This window comes from Microbacterium sp. IEGM 1404 (assembly GCF_030056775.1).
GTDB lineage: Bacteria > Actinomycetota > Actinomycetes > Actinomycetales > Microbacteriaceae > Microbacterium.
This window is the reverse complement of the sequence record NZ_JASHKP010000003.1, coordinates 441871-461417: the sequence shown is the minus strand read 5'-3', so window position 1 is coordinate 461417 and position 19547 is coordinate 441871. Positions and strand designations below refer to the sequence as shown.

General features: G+C 70.1%; 17 protein-coding genes. 8 read left to right on the top strand and 9 right to left on the bottom strand.

Annotated features, from left to right (window positions below; translation table 11 throughout):
* Positions 1-123: 123 nt before the first annotated feature.
* Entirely contained in the window at positions 124-1089 is a 966-nt protein-coding gene (locus QM517_RS12860; RefSeq protein ID WP_283287892.1) for a type IV toxin-antitoxin system AbiEi family antitoxin domain-containing protein, read from the top strand.
* Positions 1090-1193: 104 nt separating this feature from the next.
* Here QM517_RS12860 and QM517_RS12855 read toward each other — a convergent pair whose 3' ends face one another.
* The gene (locus QM517_RS12855; protein WP_303655593.1) at positions 1194-3167 is read right to left on the bottom strand and encodes a BglG family transcription antiterminator; all 1974 of its coding nucleotides are present in this window, start codon (positions 3165-3167) and stop codon (positions 1194-1196) included.
* Positions 3168-3288: 121 nt separating this feature from the next.
* On the opposite strand from QM517_RS12855, the gene QM517_RS12850 reads away from it, so the two are divergent.
* The 7 genes from QM517_RS12850 (at position 3289) to QM517_RS12825 (ending at position 9792) form a co-directional block, all read left to right on the top strand.
* Positions 3289-3615 (top strand): PTS sugar transporter subunit IIB, encoded by a 327-nt coding sequence (locus QM517_RS12850; RefSeq protein WP_077050464.1) that lies wholly within the window; start codon positions 3289-3291, stop codon positions 3613-3615.
* Between the two features lie 23 nt (positions 3616-3638).
* The gene (locus QM517_RS12845) at positions 3639-3914 is read left to right on the top strand and encodes an HPr family phosphocarrier protein (protein WP_077050465.1); all 276 of its coding nucleotides are present in this window, start codon (positions 3639-3641) and stop codon (positions 3912-3914) included.
* Between the two features lie 15 nt (positions 3915-3929).
* A complete protein-coding gene (gene ptsP, locus QM517_RS12840; RefSeq protein WP_283287889.1) occupies positions 3930-5612 on the top strand; it encodes a phosphoenolpyruvate--protein phosphotransferase in 1683 nt (560 codons plus the stop codon).
* Positions 5613-5664: 52 nt separating this feature from the next.
* Positions 5665-7323: a PTS mannitol transporter subunit IICB gene (locus tag QM517_RS12835; RefSeq protein ID WP_077050467.1), complete on the top strand. Its 1659-nt coding sequence runs from the start codon at positions 5665-5667 to the stop codon at positions 7321-7323.
* A gap of 102 nt (positions 7324-7425) precedes the next feature.
* Positions 7426-7863: a PTS sugar transporter subunit IIA gene (locus QM517_RS18420; protein ID WP_077050468.1), complete on the top strand. Its 438-nt coding sequence runs from the start codon at positions 7426-7428 to the stop codon at positions 7861-7863.
* Entirely contained in the window at positions 7860-9011 is a 1152-nt protein-coding gene (locus QM517_RS12830) for a mannitol-1-phosphate 5-dehydrogenase (RefSeq protein ID WP_283287887.1), read from the top strand. The genes QM517_RS18420 and QM517_RS12830 overlap by 4 nt, the downstream gene beginning before the upstream one ends.
* Before the next feature lies 1 nt (position 9012).
* Positions 9013-9792 (top strand): alpha/beta hydrolase, encoded by a 780-nt coding sequence (locus QM517_RS12825; RefSeq protein ID WP_283287885.1) that lies wholly within the window; start codon positions 9013-9015, stop codon positions 9790-9792.
* Between the two features lie 138 nt (positions 9793-9930).
* Here the strand turns inward: QM517_RS12825 and QM517_RS12820 are convergent, their stop codons facing one another.
* The 8 genes from QM517_RS12820 to QM517_RS12785 form a co-directional block, all read right to left on the bottom strand.
* Positions 9931-11037, bottom strand: coding sequence for an adenosine deaminase (locus QM517_RS12820; protein ID WP_283287883.1), 1107 nt, complete (start codon positions 11035-11037; stop codon positions 9931-9933).
* Positions 11038-11060: 23 nt separating this feature from the next.
* Positions 11061-12350, bottom strand: a complete 1290-nt coding sequence (locus QM517_RS12815; protein WP_283287881.1) for a thymidine phosphorylase — start codon at positions 12348-12350, stop codon at positions 11061-11063.
* Complete coding sequence (locus tag QM517_RS12810; RefSeq protein ID WP_058595516.1) at positions 12347-12748, bottom strand: cytidine deaminase; 402 nt, start codon at positions 12746-12748, stop codon at positions 12347-12349. The genes QM517_RS12815 and QM517_RS12810 overlap by 4 nt, the downstream gene beginning before the upstream one ends.
* A gap of 43 nt (positions 12749-12791) precedes the next feature.
* Positions 12792-14090 carry an ABC transporter permease gene (locus QM517_RS12805; protein ID WP_077050473.1) on the bottom strand — a complete coding sequence of 433 codons (1299 nt, stop codon included), beginning with the start codon at positions 14088-14090 and terminating at the stop codon, positions 12792-12794.
* Complete coding sequence (locus QM517_RS12800) at positions 14087-15451, bottom strand: ABC transporter permease (RefSeq protein WP_283287876.1); 1365 nt, start codon at positions 15449-15451, stop codon at positions 14087-14089. The genes QM517_RS12805 and QM517_RS12800 overlap by 4 nt, the downstream gene beginning before the upstream one ends.
* Positions 15448-16968 (bottom strand): ABC transporter ATP-binding protein, encoded by a 1521-nt coding sequence (locus tag QM517_RS12795; protein ID WP_283287874.1) that lies wholly within the window; start codon positions 16966-16968, stop codon positions 15448-15450. Before QM517_RS12795 ends, QM517_RS12800 begins: the two co-directional genes overlap by 4 nt.
* Before the next feature lie 158 nt (positions 16969-17126).
* Positions 17127-18227, bottom strand: coding sequence for a BMP family lipoprotein (locus QM517_RS12790; RefSeq protein WP_238592339.1), 1101 nt, complete (start codon positions 18225-18227; stop codon positions 17127-17129).
* Between the two features lie 195 nt (positions 18228-18422).
* Positions 18423-19541 (bottom strand): mannose-1-phosphate guanylyltransferase, encoded by a 1119-nt coding sequence (locus QM517_RS12785; RefSeq protein WP_077050475.1) that lies wholly within the window; start codon positions 19539-19541, stop codon positions 18423-18425.
* Positions 19542-19547: the final 6 nt, after the last annotated feature.

Sequence of the window (19547 nt, the reverse complement as noted above, 5' to 3'; positions counted from 1 at the left end):
CCCAAACCCGTGGCTCGGCACGTCGCTGGGTCCGCTCCTCCCCAGACCGAGGATCCGACCGGGACTCCACCGATCGGGCCAGGCCCGCCACGGGGAGACGGCGCCGCGCACCACAGTGAGGGGGTGGATGCCAGCCTGTCGATACCGCTCCGACGTCGAGGCGACCTCGCCGCCGACGGGGTCGATCGACATCGGCTGGACGCGCTCCTGCGCTCGGGACTTCTCCGGCGTATCCGTCCCGGGGTATATGCCGAGACCGCCGACACCACCGGCCTCTCCCTAGAGGGGTGGATCGTCGTCCGGGCGCGAGCGCTCGCGCTCGTCAGCGCGGAACCTCCATTGTTCTCCCACCTGACGGCCGCGGCACTGCATGGCTGGCCGACCATCGCCGCGGATTCGGAGCGGGTACACGTCATCCTTGACGAGCGACGGCGCGGAGCCGTGGCATCCGCGGTCCGGCATCGCGGCGAAGTCCCCGCAGACGACATCGTGGAGCGACACGGCCTGCGGTGCACGAGCATCCCGCGGACCATGGCGGACGTCGCACGCACCTGCGCCTTCGATACCGCCGTCTGCGTTCTGGACGCTGCGCTGCGAGGTGTGGCGCATACACGTGTCGCGACATACGACGCCGAGAAGGCTGAGGAGATGCGCGCCCGCGCGCTGACGATCGCTCTTCGTTCGGCACACGGTCGCTCTCGGGCGTACCGGGCTCTGGCCTTCGCCGATGGGAAGGCGCAGTTGCCGGGCGAAAGCATCAGCCGGATCCGGCTCGCGCAGCTGGGATTCGAGCCGCCCCGCCTTCAGGTCCCCGTCGCGGGGCCGTCCGGCACGAACTACTACGTCGACTTCGGGCTCGACGACGTGCAGGCATGGGGAGAGTTCGACGGGACGGGCAAGTACCTCGACGACGCCCTCCGGTCGGGGCGAACGACCGACGAAGTCGTTCTGCGAGAGAAGCAGAGGGAGGACTGGATCCGTGGGGTGACGCGGCGCCCCATGGTGCGGTGGGGATGGTCGCATCTCCGCACCGCCGACACCCTCGGCCGGCGGCTCGCGGCGTTCCATCTCACCCCGGGCACGTCGTGACCTCCCGCGATCGGGGCGCAGGATGCCACTTGGGGCGGCGCATTCCGCGCCCCGAGCGGACGAATCCGCCCCAAAGCACGGGATGGGCGCACGCCCACAGAGCGTCAGCCGTCGATCACCGCGACCAACTCATCGAGGAACGCCGCGAAGTCCGTGCCACGCCGGACGATGCGCTGCACGCTGTCGCGCTCGCTGAACACCTCGACGAACTGCTCAAACACGGTCTGGAAAGCCTCGCGGTCGGTCTCGCTGAACGCCACGAGCGCCACCACCTGCACGCGCCCCTCGCCCCACGCGATCGAGGGATCGGCGATGCCGATCGCGATGCGGGTCTGCGTCGCGGTCATGCCCATCGCGTGCGGCACGGCGAGCGCGTCGGTGAACGCCGTGGACGAGATCGCCTCGCGCTCCACCGCCCGAACGACGTAGTCGTCGTCGATGACGCCCTCGTCCACCAGCAGCCCGCCGAGGCGCCGGATGACACCGGCCTCGCCGCCGTCGGCATCCAGCCCGCGCACGAACGCATCGGGCGAGAAGTACGTCTCGAGTTCGGCGCGCAGCCGCGCGAGGCGCCTTCCGCGGCGCACCCGCGACGCCGCCGCCTGGACGCGCTCGACGTCGGCGTCGGTCAGGAACGGCTGGATGCGGACGAACCGGTCGCCGGGACGCGGCGGGTCGATCGTGGTGAGCACGAGGTCGGTGTCGATCGAGTCCCACGCCGGATCGATGCGCGTCTCGACGCCGACGACCTCGATGGCTTGGCCCAGGGACCGGTCGACGCTCGAGCGCAGGAGCTCGTGCAGCTCGTAGTACCCCGGGCACACGATCGTCGCGGTCAGCAGCTGGTCGGAGCGTCGACTGCGCTCGAGCCGGCCGCCGACGTGCATCGCGATGTAGGCGATCTCGTCGTCGAGGATCGGGATGCCGAGGGCGTCCTGCAGTCCGCTGGCGATGTACACGGCGACCTCGAAGATCATCGGGTACGTCGACTTGAGCGAGCGGGTCAGCGGGTTGCGGGACCACGCCTGTTCGCGCGAGCGATGCAGCAGGTTCTGCACGTGGAGCGCCAGTCGCAGGACGAAGTCGTCGTGCGCGATGTCCACCAGATACTGGGATGCCGCAGCCTCCACGACCGCGCGCACCGCCGCCTCGACCGCGGGGTCGAGGCGCGAGCGCACGTCGTCGGCTGCGGGCGCACCGGGCGCGACGATGCGGGTGAGGACCAGCGTGGCGAGGTGGTGGAGGTCGCCCGCACCCAACTGCACTCCGATGTGCTTGAGGGTCAGACGGTCCAGCAGCTCGGCGACGGCGTCCGCGGCATCCGAGGACTCCCCCGCGGCGGCGCCGAGGCCCCGGTCGCGGGTGACCCGGTCGGCGGCGATCGCGATGTGCATGACCACGTCGCCGATGCCGATCTCGTTGACGAAGTAGCCGAGCGACCCGAGTTCGGCGACGAGCTCGGCCTTGAACGGTCCGAACGCGCGCGCGCCGACCGACCTCTCGCCGAGCGTGCGCCGGAGAGCGTCGAGGTCGAACATCCCGGCATCCATCTCGTCGTGCGCGAGCTTGGACAGCAGCCTCCGCTGAGCGACCTCGGTTCCGCGGAGGCGGGCGGTGGATGCCGAGCGCTCCAGGGTCAGTTCGGTCCCGCCGAGCAGCCCGCGCACGCGCGCGAGGTCGGCTTCGAGGGTCGCGGCGCTGACGTGCAGCGAGTCGGCGGTCTCGTAGACGTCGATGCCGTCGGCCGCGTCGAGGAGCCGCCGCACGAGCGTGTGCAGGCGATCGCGCGGGGTGCCGGTGTCGGCCGGCGAACCGGCGCGCAGCGCGAGGGCCGCGTCCGTGCCCGCGCGGTATCCGAGCGGGCCGGACTCGATCGCCCCGCCGCCGGCGACGCGGGCGTTCACCGCGGTGACGTACGAACGCACGCTGCGGGGGGTCACGCCCAGCGCATCCGCCAGCGACGCGGCCGTGGACCACTCCGCGTCCCGCAGCAGCAGGGCCAGCAGGCGGTCTTGGCGAGCTTTCGTCGTCACGATCCGTCCTCCGCGCCGCCCCCGGAATGGCAGCGCTCCCTCCATCCAACCACGCGCGTCCGCCCGCGGCGCCGGGGCGCGGCATCCGCGTTCCGGGGGGTGGGAAACGAACCTGGTTGTCCGCTGTGAACGCGGTGCCGAGAATCGAGGAGAAGGAGGCGGGTCGATGAGGATCCTCGTGGTGTGCGGCGCTGGTGCGTCCAGCACGTTCGTCGCACAGCGTGTTCAACGCGCCGCCCATGATCGCGGCCTCCCCTACTCCGCTTCGGCGGGGACCGCGAGGTCGCTCCCGATCGACCTCGATCAGGCCGACGTCGTGCTCGTCGGCCCGCACCTGGCCCCCGACCTGGAGCGGATCCGACAGGATGCCGCGACACGGGGAGTGCGGGTCGCGCTGCTGCCCGAGGACGTCTTCACCGACCTGACCGGAACCCGCACCCTCGCTCTCGTGGAAGAGGCGATGGGCGCGCGGGAATCCGCGGACACCGTCTGACCCGCCGCCGGAAAGGAACACCCATGCCCCAGATCACCCGGACGGTCCGTATCGGCTCGTCGCACGGCCTCCACGCCCGTCCCGCGAAGCTCTTCGCCCAGGCGGCGAAGGAGTCCGGCATCCCGGTCACCATCGCCAAGGACGCCGGCAGCCCGGTGAACGCCGCGAGCATCCTGGGGATCATCGCCCTCGGCCTGGAGCAGGGCGACTACGTCACCCTCACCGCCGACGGCGACAACGCCGAGGCGACGCTGGAGCGCCTCGCCGAGCTTCTGACCACCGACCACGACGCCGAGTAAAGGAATCACAGGAACATGACGGAACTTCGCGGAGTCGGAATCGGACTGGGCGTCGCCCAGGGACCCATCGCGCGCATGGCCGAGCCCCTGCCCGCTCCGAAGGACACACCGAGCGACCGGTCGGTCGAGGACGAGACGGCCCGCGTGCGCGAGGCCGTATCGGCCGTCGCACGCGAGCTCGAGGCGCGCGGGGCTCAGGCCGGCGGCGCCGCCCGCGACGTGCTCGAAGCCCAGGCGATGATCGCCGAGGACCCGACCCTCGAGGCCGAGGTGGACTCCCGCCTGGCCGCCGGCAAGAACGGCGAGTTCGCCGTCCACGACGCCTTCGCGTCGTTCCGCGAGCAGCTCGTCGCCCTCGGCGGCTACCTCGGCGAACGCGCCGCCGACCTCGACGACGTCGCCCAGCGTGTGATCGCGCGTCTCCGCGGCGTCGCCGCCCCCGGCATCCCCGACCCCGGTCACCCGTTCGTGCTGGTCGCGAAGGACCTCGCCCCCGCCGACACCGCGCTGCTCGACCTGGACAAGGTCCTCGCGCTGGTCACCACCGAAGGCGGCCCGACGTCGCACACCGCGATCCTCGCGCGGGAGAAGTCGATCGTCGCCGTCGTCGGCGCGAGCGGAGCGAAAGACCTCGTCGACGGTCAGACGGTGATCGTGGATGCCGCCGCCGGCGTCGTCACGGTCGACCCGAGCGACGACGACCTGGCGCGGGCCAAGAACCGCGCCGATGCGCGCGCGGCGGCCTCCTCCGCCCCAATCACCGACGGCGCCCTGTCGGACGGCACGAAGATTCCGCTGCTGGCCAACCTCGGCAAGCCCGGCGGTGCCGCCGAGGCCGTCGAGCTCGGCGCCGAGGGCGTCGGCCTCTTCCGCACCGAGTTCCTCTTCCTCAGCTCCAGCTCCGCCCCCACGGTCGAGGAGCAGCGCACCGCCTACATCGAGCTGCTCAGCGCCTTCCCCGGCAAGAAGGTGGTCGTGCGCGTGCTCGACGCCGGTGCCGACAAGCCGCTCCCCTTCCTCAACGACGCGCACGAGGAGAACCCCGCGCTGGGTCTCCGGGGCCTGCGCGCCCTCCGCGCGAGCGAGGACATCCTGCGCGAACAGCTCACGGCCCTCGCCGAGGCGGATGCCGAGACACGGAAGTCCGAAGCCGGCCCCGCCGATCTCTGGGTGATGGCACCCATGGTGTCGACCGTCGAGGAGACGCGGTACTTCACCGCCCTGGCCAAGGACTACGGGCTGAAGACCACGGGCGTCATGGTGGAGGTGCCCTCCTCGGCACTTCTCGCCGATCGCATCCTGCAGATCGCCGACTTCGCATCGATCGGCACCAACGACCTGACGCAGTACACGCTCGCCGCCGACCGGCTGCTCGGTTCGGTCGCATCGTTCCAGGACCCGTGGCATCCGGCCGTCCTGCGCCTCATCCGCGAGGTCGGCGCCGCAGGCCGGGCGAACGGAAAGCCCGTCGGCATTTGCGGCGAGGCCGCCGCCGACCCGCTTCTCGCGATCGTCCTCGTCGGACTCGGCGCGACCACGCTGTCGATGGCGCCCACCGCGCTCGCCGACGTCCGCGCCTCGCTCCTCACCCACTCTCTCGACGATGCCCGCCGCATCGCCGAGGCAGCCCTGGCCGCGGACGACGCGGCCTCCGCCCGAGAGGCCGCGCAGGCAGCCTCCGCCACCACCGCGGCCTGAGCCGCGCGACACCCCGCGGCCCCGGTCGCATCCACAACAAGGAGACACAGCAATGACGACGGCGTCTACAGCCAAGAAGCCGGGAGGTGCACGGGTCGCGGTCCAGCGGTTCGGCACGTTCCTCTCCGGCATGATCATGCCCAACATCGCGGCGTTCATCGCGTGGGGCTTCATCACCATGCTCTTCATCCCCGCCGGCTTCTTCGGTGCGAAGAGCCCCTTCGGGTGGCACTGGGCCCCTGTGGCCGAGATCATCGGCGGCGGCGGCGACGCGGCCACGATCGGGTGGCCGGGGGCCGCGACGGCGCTCACCGCCAACGCGGACGGCAGCACCTACCAGGGCTACGTCGGCCTGGTCAGCGTCATGATCACCTACCTCCTGCCCCTCCTCATCGCCAACACCGGCGGCCGCATGGTCTACGGCGCGCGCGGTGGCGTGGTGGCGACCATCGCCGTGATGGGTGTCATCGTCGGAACCAACATCCCGATGTTCCTCGGCGCGATGATCATGGGTCCGCTCGCGGCCTGGATCACCAAGCAGATGGACAAGCTGTGGGACGGCAAGATCCGCCCCGGCTTCGAGATGCTGGTCAACAACTTCTCCGCCGGCATCCTCGGCATGATCCTCGCGATCGTCGGCTTCTTCGCCTTCGGTCCCGTCTTCCTCGGCATCAGCGCGGTCCTCGGCAGCATCGTCGCGTTCCTCGTGCAGTTCAACCTGCTGCCGGTGCTGTCGATCATCGTCGAGCCGGCCAAGGTGCTGTTCCTCAACAACGCCATCAACCACGGCGTCTTCACCCCGCTCGGCATCGAGCAGGCTGCGGAGTCGGGCAAGTCGATCCTGTTCCTCATCGAGGCCAACCCCGGCCCCGGCCTGGGTCTGCTCCTCGCCTTCACCTTCTTCGGTGTCGGCGCGGCGAAGGCCTCGGCGCCCGGTGCCATCGTCATCCAGTTCCTCGGTGGCATCCACGAGATCTACTTCCCGTACGCGCTCGCCAAGCCCATGACGATCCTCGCGCTCATCGCCGGTGGCGCCGCGGGCGTCACGACGAACATGATCTTCAGCGGCGGCCTGGTGTTCCCGGCGGCCCCCGGCAGCATCATCGCCGTCACCGCCGCCGCGATCGGCGCCGGCCCCGGCAACCTCCTGGTCGTGTACCTCTCGGTGGCCGTCGCCGCCGTGGTCACGTTCCTGATCGCCGGTGTGATCCTGCGTGCCTCGCGCAAGCGCGACCTCGCGGCCGAGGGCGGCGACGACGCGTTCGCCGCGGCGATCGACCAGACCGAGGCCAACAAGGGCAAGGAGTCCTCGGCCCTGGGCGGCCTGCGTTCGCGCACGTCGAGCGACGTGACCGCGTCCGCCGACCACGACGTCGAGGGTGCCCTCGGCGGCCTCGGGGGCGCCGTCGCCACGAAGCAGCTGAACAACATCGTGTTCGCCTGCGACGCCGGCATGGGCTCCTCGGCGATGGGCGCGAGCGTCCTGCGCAACAAGATCAAGAAGGCCGGCATCGAAGGGGTCACGGTCACCAACCAGGCGATCGCGAATCTCGACGGCACCGCCGACCTGGTCATCACGCAGAACCAGCTGACCGACCGCGCGAAGGCGCAGAACCCCGACGCGATCCACGTCTCGGTGGACAACTTCATGAACTCGCCGAAGTACGACGAGGTCGTGGAGATGGTCCGCAGCCAGCACGAGGCGAAGTAACCCCCGCACGCCAGGGGCTGGGGCACAACCCCGGCCCCTGGCGTCTTCCCGTTCGGCCCGCGTTTTGCCAGGCTGGACAGTACGACGAGAAAGGCGAGAACCATGTCGGACGTCCTCCGCATCGAATCCGTTCGCATCCACCCCGGAAGCGCCACCCGCGAGGAGGCGATGAAGGAAGCCGCCGATCTGCTCGAAGCCGCCGGCTCCGTCACCGGCGAGTACTTCGCCGCCATGCAACAGCGCGAGGAGACCGTGTCCACCTACATGGGCAACGAGCTCGCCATCCCGCACGGCACCAACGAGACCAAGCAGGCCATCCTCACCTCCGGCCTGTCGGTCGTCCGCTACGACGGGGGCGTCGACTGGGGCGGGGAGCCCGTCACCTTCGTCATCGGCATCGCCGGCAAGGGCGATGAGCACCTCGAGATCCTGTCGCAGATCGCCATCCTCTTCTCCGAGGAGGACGACGTCGCTCGCCTGAAGGCCGCCTCCTCCCCCGAGGAGCTCTTCGAGGCCCTGTCGGGCTCCGTCAACGCATGAAGGCCGTCCATTTCGGCGCCGGCAACATCGGTCGCGGCTTCGTCGGTCTGCTGCTCCACGAGGGCGGCTACGAGCTCGTCTTCTCGGACGTGTCCGCTCCGCTCGTCGCGGCGATCAACGCGGCATCCGAGTACACCGTCCACGAGGTGGGCGAAGGCGGCGTCGACAAGACGGTGACCGGTTTCCGTGCCATCGACAGCTCGACGGATGCCGAGACCCTCGTCGACGAGATCGCGACCGCCGACGTCGTGACCACCGCCGTGGGACCCACGATCCTGAAGTTCGTCGCGCCGCACATCGTCGCGGGCCTCGCGCTGCGCGACCCCTCGCTCGCGCCCCTGCAGATCATGGCGTGCGAGAACGCGATCGGAGCGACCGACCAACTGCGCGAGCACGTGGTCGACATCGCCGGCGATTCCTGGGACGCCCTCGAAGCGCGCGCCGTCTTCGCGAACACCGCCGTCGACCGGATCGTCCCGGCCCAGGCCGTCGGCGGCGTCGACGTCACGGTCGAACCGTTCTACGAGTGGGCGATCGAGCGGGGGCCGTTCGGCGACACCCCGCCGCACATCCCGGGCGCGCACTTCGTCGACGACCTCGAGCCGTACATCGAGCGCAAGCTCTTCACGGTCAACACCGGACACGCCACCACGGCGTACTTCGGCGCGCAGGCCGGCATCGAGCGCATCTCCGACGCGCTGGCCGATCCGGCGATCGCGGCGAAGGTCGAGGCGGCGCTGCAGGAGACGAGCGCCCTCCTCGTGCAGAAGCACGAGCTGGACCCCGAGGTGCAGGGGCAGTACCGCGAGACGATCCTCCGGCGCTTCCGCAACCCCGCGCTCCCCGACACCGTGTGGCGCGTCGGCCGGCAGCCGCTGCGCAAGCTCTCCCGTCACGAGCGCTTCGTCGGCCCCGCCGCCGAGGCGATCGAGCGGGGCCTGCCCGTCGACGCACTCGTGGCCGCGATGGCCGCCGCCCTGGAGTTCCAGGATGCCGAGGACGCCCAGGCCGTGGAGTTGCAGCGGTTGCTCGGAGAACTCGACGCCGCCGCCTTCACCGGCCAGGTGACCGGGCTCGCGCCCGAGCACCCGCTGTTCGCGCCGATCGCGGAGATCGTCTCCGCACGTCAGGCCGCATTACGCTCGTGAGGTGACCGACACCAGCCCGTCCGCCGACGGGGCGCCCCGAGCGCCCCGTCGGCGTTTTCGTGTCCTGCGCTGGATCCTCGCGGGCCTCGGCGCCCTCGTGCTGCTCCTCGTCGCCGGCATCCTGATCTACAGCCAGGTCGGGGTCATGGGCGCGGAACCCGACCCGCTCGCCGAGGCACGCGCGAATCCCGGGCTCACCATCACCGAGGACTCCACCGCGGTGATCCTGACGCCGGTCGCGGGTGACACCGGCCGCGGCCTGGTGTTCATCCCGGGCGCGAAGGTCGACGCCCTCGGCTACGTCGCGACGTTCGAAGACACCGTGGTCGACGACGGCGTGACGGTGGTGATCACCCGGCCGTGGCTGAACCTCGCGTTCTTCGACCCGCGCCCCCTCTCGACCTTCACCGACCTCGCACCGGATGTCTCGGCGTGGGCCGTCGGCGGACACTCGCTGGGCGGCGTACGCGCCTGCCAGCTCGCCGGCGACGCCGACGCCCTCGTGCTGTTCGCGTCGTACTGCGCGAACGACCTCTCCGGGGCGGGGCTGCCGGTGCTGAGCCTGTCGGGCTCCGAGGACGGCCTGTCCACACCGCAGAAGATCGCCGACGCGGCGAAGGAGCTCCCCGCCGACGCGGTGTTCGTCGAAATCCCCGGCGCCTCGCACGCCTCCTTCGGCGCCTATGGTCCGCAGGCCGGCGACGGCACCCCGACCGCCGATCCCGCCGAGGTCGACCGCGTCATCGCCGAGCAGCTCGCCGCGTTCCTGCCGACGCCCTGACGCTGTGCCGTAGCCGTGGCCCCACGCGGCCGGGTTCGGCGTCCAAGACACGCGGATGCGACGACCGTGCATCCGCGTGTCCTGGACACTCGCGGCGCAAACAGCGCGGAATCGTCGCCCCGCGCCCCGTGCGGCGCGTCAGCGCTGGAAGCCCTCGGCGATGATCTCGATGAGCTCCTCGCGCTCCTCGACCGGTAGGAACGCACCGGCCGCGGCGTTGAGCTGGAAGGCCTCGAGGTCGTCGAGGTCGTAGTCGAACGCCTGCGCCAGCAGCCCGAGTTCGCGGGTCAGCGTCGTGCGACTCATGAGGCGGTTGTCGACGTTCACCGTGACGGAGAAACCCAGCTGGTAGAGCAGATCGAACGGGTGGGCGTCCATCGTGTCGCCCCAGGCCGTGACCGCGCCGCTCTGCAGGTTCGACGTCGGCGACAGCTCGAGCGTGATCTCGCGGTCGCGCACCCAGCGCGCCATGTCGCCGAACGTGACGAGCACCTCTTCGCCCTCGCGCGACACGACGTCGAGGTCGTTCGCGATCCGCACGCCGTGACCGAGGCGCACGGCCCGGCCGTCGATGAGAGCGGAGCGGATGGATGCCAGCCCCGCGCCCTCACCGGCGTGCACCGTCGTGGGGAAGAACTGCTCGGCCAGGTAGTCGAACGCCGCGCGATGGTTCGACGGAGGGAAGCCGTCCTCGGGACCGGCGAGGTCGAATCCGACCACGCCGCGCCCGCGCCACGAGACGGCGAGCTCGGCGATCTCCCGGGAGCGCGACCCCTGGCGCATGGCCGTGAGCAGCTGCCCCACCCGGATGTCCTTGCCTCGGGCGTCCGCGGCATCCTCGCCCTCTTCGATCCCCTCCTGCACGGCATCCACGACGTCGTCCAGGCTCAGGCCGCGCGTGAGGTGCTGCTCGGGAGCCCACCGCACCTCGGCGTACACGACGCCGTCGTCGGCAAGGTCCTCGACGAACTCCTTCGCCACGCGCACGAGCCCCTCGCGCGTCTGCATCACGCCGATCGTCGCGTCGAACTTCTCGAGGTAGTCCTCGAGCGATCCTCCGTCGATGTGGTCCGAGAACCACGTCTCCAGACCCTTCGCGTCATCGGCGGGGAGGTCGAGATCGATCTCATCGGCCAGTTCGAGGACGGTCTGCGGACGGAGCCCGCCGTCGAGGTGGTCGTGCAACGACACCTTCGGCAGATTCTTCAGCTTCTTGCCCTGGATGCGGACGTCGTCGGTGGCCATGGTGCTCCTCGGGTCGGATGCCATCACGCGGTGATGCGCTCGCGCACGAGCGGGGTGCGCGCGGGAGCGCTGTCGCCGATCTCCCACGCGCCCTCGACCGCAGCGAGGGCGCGATCGAAGCGCGTCTCATCATCGGCCGAGAGGGTGAACAGCGGCTGACCGGCCGCGACGGAGTCGCCGACGGTGACGTGCAGGTCGATCCCCGCGGCGTGCACCACGGCGTCCTCGGCGCGGGCGCGCCCGGCGCCCAGGCGCCACGCCCCGATGCCGAAGGGCAGCGCCTCGACGCGGGTGACGACGCCGGAGCGATCCGCGACGACCGTGTGGGTCTCGCGCGGGGTCGGGAGCGCGGCATCCGGGTCGCCGTCCTGCGCGCGGATCATGCGCTTCCACACGTCCATCGCGCGGCCGTCGGCCAGGGCGGCCTCGACGTCGGCGTCGGGACGACCCGCGAGGGTGAGCATCTCGCGGGCGAGCGCGACGGTCAGCTCGACGACGTCGGCCGGGCCGCCGCCGGCGAGGACCTCGACGGACTCGCGCACCTCGTTGGCGTTGCCGATCGCGCGCCCGAGCGGGGTGTTCATGTCGGTCAGGAGCGCCGTGGTGTTCACGCCGGAGTCGGTGCCGAGGGCGACCATCGTCTCGGCGAGTTCGCGCGCGCGGTCGATGTCCTGCATGAAGGCGCCGGAGCCGAACTTCACGTCGAGCACGAGCGAGTCGGTGCCCTCCGCGATCTTCTTCGACATGATGCTCGAGGCGATCAGCGGGATCGCCTCGACGGTGCCGGTGACGTCGCGGAGCGCGTAGAGCTTCTTGTCGGCCGGGGCCAGGCCCGTTCCCGCCGCGCAGATCACGGCGCCGACGTCGGCGAGCTGCGCGAGGATCTCGTCGTTGGACAGCGCTGCGCGCCACCCCGGGATCGACTCGAGCTTGTCCAGCGTGCCGCCGGTGTGCCCGAGACCGCGGCCGGAGAGCTGCGGAACGGCGACGCCGAATGCGGCGACCAGCGGCGCCAGTGGCAGCGTGATCTTGTCGCCCACCCCACCGGTGGAGTGCTTGTCGACGGTGGGCTTGTCGAGCGACGAGAAGTCCATGCGCTCGCCGGAGGCGATCATGGCATCCGTCAGCACCCGGATCTGATCGCGGCCGAGACCGTTCAGCAGGACCGCCATCGTGAACGCCGACATCTGCGCGTCCATCACATAGCCGCGCGTGTAGGCGTCGACCAACCAGCGGATCTCGCCCTCGGAGATGGCCCGACCGTCGCGCTGCGCGCGGATGATGTCGACCGCGTCGTACTGCTCGGTGCTCACCGGGCCGCCTCCTCGAGGTCGCGCGGACCGAAGGCGTCCGGGAGGACCTCGTCGATCGTGCGGATGCCGCTGACGGTCTCGAGCAGCATGCCCGGGATCGCGTGCTCGAAGAGCAGCTGACGGCACCGGCCGCAGGGCATGAGCGTACGGCCCTCACCGTCGACGCACACGAAGGCCACGAGCTGACCACCGCCGCTCATGTGGAGTTCCGAGACCAGCCCGCACTCGGCGCACAGCGTCACGCCGTAGGAGGCGTTCTCGACGTTGCACCCCGAGACGATGCGTCCGTCGGCGACGAGCGCCGCGGCGCCCACCTTGAAGCGGGAGTACGGGGCGTAGGCGCGATGCATGGCCTCGGTGGCGGCGGAACGGAGTTCGTCCCAGTCGATGTCGGTCATCGTGGAGCGGAGGGTCCTCTCGTGAAGGGGGAAGCGGGCCGGGTCAGCCCTTGACGTACGGTTTGCCGGCGGCCGCGGGGCCGCGGACCTTCCCGACAAGACCGGCGACGGCGAAGATCGTCACGACGTACGGCAGCATGAGCATGAACTCGCTCGGCACGGGCGAGCCGATGACGCCGAGGGTGTTCTGTAGGTTCGAGGCGAAGCCGAACAGCAGGGCGGCGAGGGTCGCGCGGATCGGGTCCCACTGACCGAAGATGACCGCCGCGAGGGCGATGTATCCCGCGCCCGCCGTCATCTCCTTGTTGAAGGCACCGACCGAACCCAGGGTGAAGAACGCACCGCCCAGACCCGCGATCGCACCGCCCAGGGAGACGTTCCAGAACCGGGTGCGGGCGATGTTGATGCCCACGGTGTCGGCCGCCTGCGGGTGCTCGCCGACGGCGCGCAGCCGGAGGCCCCAGCGGGTGTGGAACAGGCCCAGGTAGACGGCGATCACCGTGACGTACATGAGGTAGACGATCACGGTCTGGTTGAACAGCATGGGCCCGATGATCGGGATGTCGGCCAGCACCGGGATCGGCAGACGCGGGAACCGCGGGGGCGAGTTCAGCGTGTCGGCGTGCGGCGAGAGGAGCTGCGAGAACAGGAAGCTCGTCAGACCCACGACGAGCACGTTGAGGACGACGCCGACGATCACCTGGTCGACGAAGTACTTGATCGCGAAGGCGGCGAGGACGAAGGACACCAGGACACCGGCCACCGCGGCGGCGAGCAGACCGATGAAGGGGTTGCCCGTCACCGTCGCGACGATCGCCGAGGTGAACGCGCCGGCCAGCAGCTGTCCCTCGATCGCGATGTTGACTACGCCGACGCGCTCGCTGAGGACACCGCACATGGCACCGAAGATCAGCGGCACCGAGAGGCTCAGTCCGCCCGCGAGGAGACCCGTGAGCGGGATGACCGAGGTCGTCGCGCCGGCGGCGGCCCAGGTGAGGAATCCGACCATGAAAACGACGGCGAAGATCACAGCCAGCCAGATCGGAGGCCGGCGGTGCGCGCGCACCATCAGCACGCTCGCGACCGTGACGAGCGCCAGCAGGATCGTGCAGACCGCGCCGGTCACGGCGCCGCCCAGCACGACCTCGGGCAACTGGATGAATTCACCCGGGCTCGAGATGCGGAAGACGGCGTCGCCGTCCTGGCGCGCCACGACGAAGAGCACGGCGGCGAGCACCGTGATGACGCCGTAGACGATCGGGGCCTTCCAGCTCACGACGACGGCCTTGTCGAGGGCCTCGACGGCGGGCGCGGCCTCGGGGTGTGCGGCGGTGGTGCTCACCGGGCCGCCTCCTTCTTCTTGGCGGCGCGCACCTTGGGCTGGCGCGCTCCGGGGGTCGGCAGGCGGAAGATCGCGCGCACCAGGGGCGGGGCGGCGATGAACAGCACGATGAGCGACTGCACGACCAAGACGATGTCGATCGGCACGCCGTTGGCGGCCTGCATGGCGAAGCCGCCGGCCTTGAACGCGCCGAACAGGATGCCGGCCACCAGGACGCCCACGGGGGTGGAGCGGCCGAGCAGCGCGACGGTGATCGCATCGAACCCGATGCCGGCGTCGATGCCGCTGGAGAATCCGGTCGTCACGGTTCCGAGGACCTGGTCCACTCCGGCGAGACCGATGAGACCACCGGAGATGAGCATCGCGTAGACGTACATCGACTTGACGTTGATGCCCGCGACGCGCGCCGCGTTCGGGTTGAGACCGACCGCGCGGAAGCGGAAGCCGAGCGAGGACCGTTCGAGGATCCACCACACCAGCACCACCGCGAGGATGGACAGGACGAAACCGAAATGCAGGTTGTAGCCCGAGCCGAAGAGGTCGGGGAAGACCGCGGTGTCCTTCATCGGCGGGGTCGTCGGGTTGCTCGAGCCCGGCGCCTGAAGGAGCCCCGGGGTGCGCAGCATGTAGTACACGAGGTAGTACGCCACGTAGTTGAGCATGATCGTCACGATGACCTCGTGCGCACCGGTGCGAGCCTTGAGGACTCCCGCGATGCCGGCCCAGATCGCACCGGCGACGACGCCGGCGACCAGGGCGATGACCATGTGGACGCCCCACGGCAGGTCGAACGAGAAGGCGACCCAGCCCGCGGCCGCCGCGGCGACGAGCATCTGACCGCGACCGCCGATGTTGAACATGCCGACGCGGAACGCGAGGGCCACGCCGAGGCCCGCCGCGATCAGGGGTGTCGCGAACGTCAACGTCTCGGTGAGCGGCTTGATCCCCGTGGCGAACTCGGGGCGGCGGAAGTTGTAGATCGCCCCCTGGAAGAAGGAGGCGTACGCCCCCGAGACCGACTCCCAGATGGCGGCGAGCGTGTCGCCCGGCCGCGCGAAGAAGTACGCCGATGTCGCCTGGACGTTCTCATCCGTGGCGGCGATCATGATCGCGCCCACGAGCAGGGCGAGGATGACCGCGAGCACCGAGATGATGGCGTTCCCCGTGGCGATCTCGCGCAGGGCGCGGCTCCAGCGGTTCTCCTCGGGCGCGGGCGGCGGAGTCACGACGCGGGCTCCCGCCGCCGTGTCGACCGCGACGCTCCCCTCGAGGGCGACGTCGGCGTCAGTTGCGGCGGCGACCTCGGCGGCGCGATCGGCGCGCGCGGCGGTCGGGTCGTGCGGGCTGTGCGAATCGCTCACGCGGCGACTCCTTCGTTCTGGGGCGCTTCGCCGGCCATCATCAGGCCGAGCACATCGCGCGAGGTGTCGCCCGGGACGATGCCGACGACGCGGCCCCGGTACATGACCATGATGCGGTCGGCGAGGGCGGTGACCTCGTCGAGCTCGGTGGAGACGACGATCACGGGCACGCCGCTGTCGCGGGTCTCGATGACGCGCTTGTGGATGAATTCGATCGAGCCGACGTCCACGCCACGGGTGGGCTGGGCGGCGACGAAGAGGCGGAGGTCGCGGCTGAGCTCGCGTGCGAGGACGACCTTCTGCTGGTTGCCGCCGGAGAGGCGCCCGACGGGTGTCTCGATCGAGGGCGTCCGCACGTCGAACTCGCTCACCTTCTCGCGCGCGAAATTGGCGAGCGTGGAGAGTTGGAGCGCGCCGCCCTTGACGAACGGGGCACCGTCGGCCCGGTCGAGCATGAGGTTCTCCGCGATCGAGAACTCCCCCACCAGACCGTCTTCTTTGCGGTCCTCGGGGACGAACCCGACGCCCGACTCGAGCACCGCGCGGACGCTCTGGCCGAGGAGCTCCGTGCCGTCCAGCACGATCGAGCCCTCGACGCGATCCTGCAGACCGAGGAGGGCCTCGGTGAGCTCGGTCTGTCCGTTGCCCTGCACGCCGGCGATCGCGAGGACCTCGCCCCGGCGGACGTCGAAGCTGACGTCGTTGACGACGAGCTGGCCGATCGCGTCGACGACGGTGAGACCGGATACGGAGAGCCCCACCTCGCCGAGCGTCGGCGCCTCCTTCTGAACGGTCAGCTCGACGGCGCGACCGACCATCAGCGACGCCAGTTCCGCGTTCGACGCGCGCGGGTCGGCCTCGCCGACCACCTTGCCCAGGCGGATCACCGTGATGCGGTCGGCGACCTCGCGGACCTCACGGAGCTTGTGGGTGATGAAGACGATCGAGGTGCCGGAGGACTTCAACTGACGCATGATCGCCATCAGTTCGTCGGTCTCCTGCGGCGTGAGGACGGCCGTGGGCTCGTCGAACACGAGGACCTTGGCATCCCGGGAGAGGGCCTTGATGATCTCGACGCGCTGCTGCACCCCCACGGGCAGATCGTCGACGAGGGCGTCGGGGTCGACGTCGAAGCCGAAGCGGTCGGAGATCTCCGTAACCTTCGCACGCGCCGCGGCGAGGTCGAGCCGACCGCCGAACTTCGTCGGCTCGTGGCCGAGCATGACGTTCTCGGCGACGGTGAAGACCGGGATGAGCATGAAGTGCTGGTGCACCATGCCGATGCCGGCCCGCATCGCGTCGCCGGGTCCGGCGAAGTGCTGGACGTCGTCGTCCAGCAGGATCTCTCCCCCGTCGGCCTGGTAGAGACCGTAGAGGACGTTCATCAGGGTGGACTTGCCGGCACCGTTCTCGCCGAGCAGGCAGTGGATCTCTCCGGCCTCGACAGTGAGGTCGATGTGATCGTTCGCCACCAGGGATCCGAAGGTTTTCGTGATCCCGCGGAGTTCGAGCTTCATGTTCCCGATCCTAAGTTCTGTGGCGCCGCACGCGGGGTACGACGGGGAGGATCCGCCTCGTGAGCGGATCGGTTCCGATCGCCGGGGCCGAGGCCCGCGGCTTCCATAAGGGAGGGGAGGCCGGCACGGAGCCGACCTCCCCCAGGAGAGTGGATCTCTCAGCCGGCCAGGTAGGACTCGACCGTGATCTTGCCGCTGATGATGTCGGCCTTGAGCGCGTCCACCTTGCTGGTCAGGTCAGCGGGCACGCGGTCCGACCAGTCGTGGTACGGCGCGATTCCGACACCGTCGTTCTCGAGGGTGCCGATGAACGGCGTGGTGTCGAACTCGCCCTTTCCGGCGGACACGATCGCGTCCTTGGTTCCCACGTCGATGCCCTTGAGGATCGAGGTGAGGAGCAGGCTGCCGACCGAGGGGTCGGTCTCGAACACGTCGGCGTCGACGCCGACCATGGCGATCTCGCGGCCCGAGTCCTGGATGGCGACGGCGGCCGACTGGTAGATCGGGCCACCGACGGGCAGAAGCACGTCGACGTTCTGGTCGATGATCGCCTGCGCGGTCTGACGCGCGGTGTCGTTGGCCTCGAAGCCACCGGTGAACGAGCCGTCCTTGGCGGTGCGGTCCCAGCCGACGACGCGAACCGAGGTGCCGTTGTCGGTGTTGTACTTCTCGACGCCCTGGGCGAAACCGTCCATGAAGATCGTGACGGTCGGGATGTTCATGCCACCGAAGGTGCCGACGACGCCGGTCTTGGAGACACCCGCGGCGAGGTAGCCCGCGAGGTAGGCGGCCTGAGCGGTGTCGAAGATGATCGGCTTGATGTTCGGCGCGTCCGTCGTGCCGTCGAAGTTCTGGTCGACGGTGTCGTCGATCGAGACGTACTGCAGGTCGGGGTTGGCCGTGGCCGACTCGAGCGCGGCCGGTGCCAGGAGGAAGCCGACCGTGATGATCGTGTTGCAGCCCTGGTCGACGAGGCTGGAGAGGTTGGAGGCGAAGTCGGTCTCGGCCTGCGACTGGACCTCGATCGGCTTCTTCGAGCCGAGCTCCGCGGCGGCCTGGTCCAGGCCTTCCTTGCCCAGCTGGTTGAACGACTTGTCGTCGAACCCACCCGAGTCCGACACCATGCAGGGCAGGTAGTCGCTGGCACCGGCAGCGGCCGACGAGCCGGTGCTCTCGGGCGCGGCACCGCAACCGGCGAGCAGCACGGCCGCGCCGATCATCGCGAGGCCGCTGACGACGGCCTTCTTCGTGGTCTTCACGAATGGTCCTCCAAGACGGGGGCCCCCAACGGGTTCGGGGGACGATGGAGTCACGTTACCCACTGTGACGAATCGCTTGCGCGCCCGAACGGGCCCCGCGCGGCAATGGTTACAAAGACGCAATCTCGCGTGATGCGCGCGCCACACGGCGACGGCACCGACGAGACCGGATGCCGCGTGCAGCGGCATCCGGTATCAGAGGACGTCGCCGCGACCGGTGAGCTTGAGCGCGTCCACGACGCCCTTGACGCGCTGGGCGTTCTCGCTCGTGGTCACCAGGAGCGCGTCGGGGGTGTCGACCACGACGATGTCGCGCACGCCGATGAGGCTGATGACGCGCTTCGTCTGGGACACGACGATCCCGCTGGAGGCGTCGGACAGCACGCGCGCGTCCTCACCCAGGATCGCGAGCTCGTTGCGCCCACCCGAGGAGTTCAACTTCGAGAGGCTGGCGAAATCGCCCACGTCGTCCCAGTCGAAGTGACCGGGGATGACCGCGAGACGCCCCTTCTCGGCGGCCGGTTCGGCGACGGAGTAGTCGATCGCGATCTTCTTCAGGCCCGGCCAGATGCGGTCGACGGCGGGACCGCGCAGGTCGCGGTCGTCCCACGCCTCGGCCAGTTCGAGCAGGCCCGCGTGCAGCTCCGGCTCGTTGACGGCGAGCTCGGCGAGGAGCACGTCGGCGCGGGTGATGAACATGCCGGCGTTCCAGAGGTACGCCCGATCCGAGAAGTACGCCTTGGCGGTGTCGAGATCAGGCTTCTCGACGAACCGCTCCACGGTGTAGGCCTCGGGCGCCCCGTCGACGATGAGCTCGTCCGCCTGCTTGACGTACCCGAAGCCGACGGAGGGCTCGCTGGGCTGGATGCCGATCGTGCAGATGTATCCGGCACGGGCGACGGCCACCGCCTGCCGCACGGCGAAGTCGAACTGGCGCGTCTGGCGGATGACGTGGTCGGCGGCGAACGAGCCGATGATGACGTCGGGCTCGCGGCGGACGAGGATCGCGGCGGCGAGACCGATGGCGGCGCTGGAGTCCCGCGGCTCGGACTCGAGGAAGACGTTGTGGTCGGGCACGCCCGGAAGCTCGCGCTCCACGGCGGCGCGGTGCGCACGGCCGGTGACGACCGCGATGCGATCCTCGCCGGACAGCGGCGCGAGACGGTCCCAGGTGTCGCGCAGGAGCGTCTGACCGGACCCGGTGAGGTCGTGGAGGAACTTGGGTGCGTCCGCGCGGGACAGCGGCCACAGGCGGCTGCCGATCCCCCCGGCGGGGATCACGGCGTAGAAGTCGTCGATAGCAGGTTCGGCCATGGCACC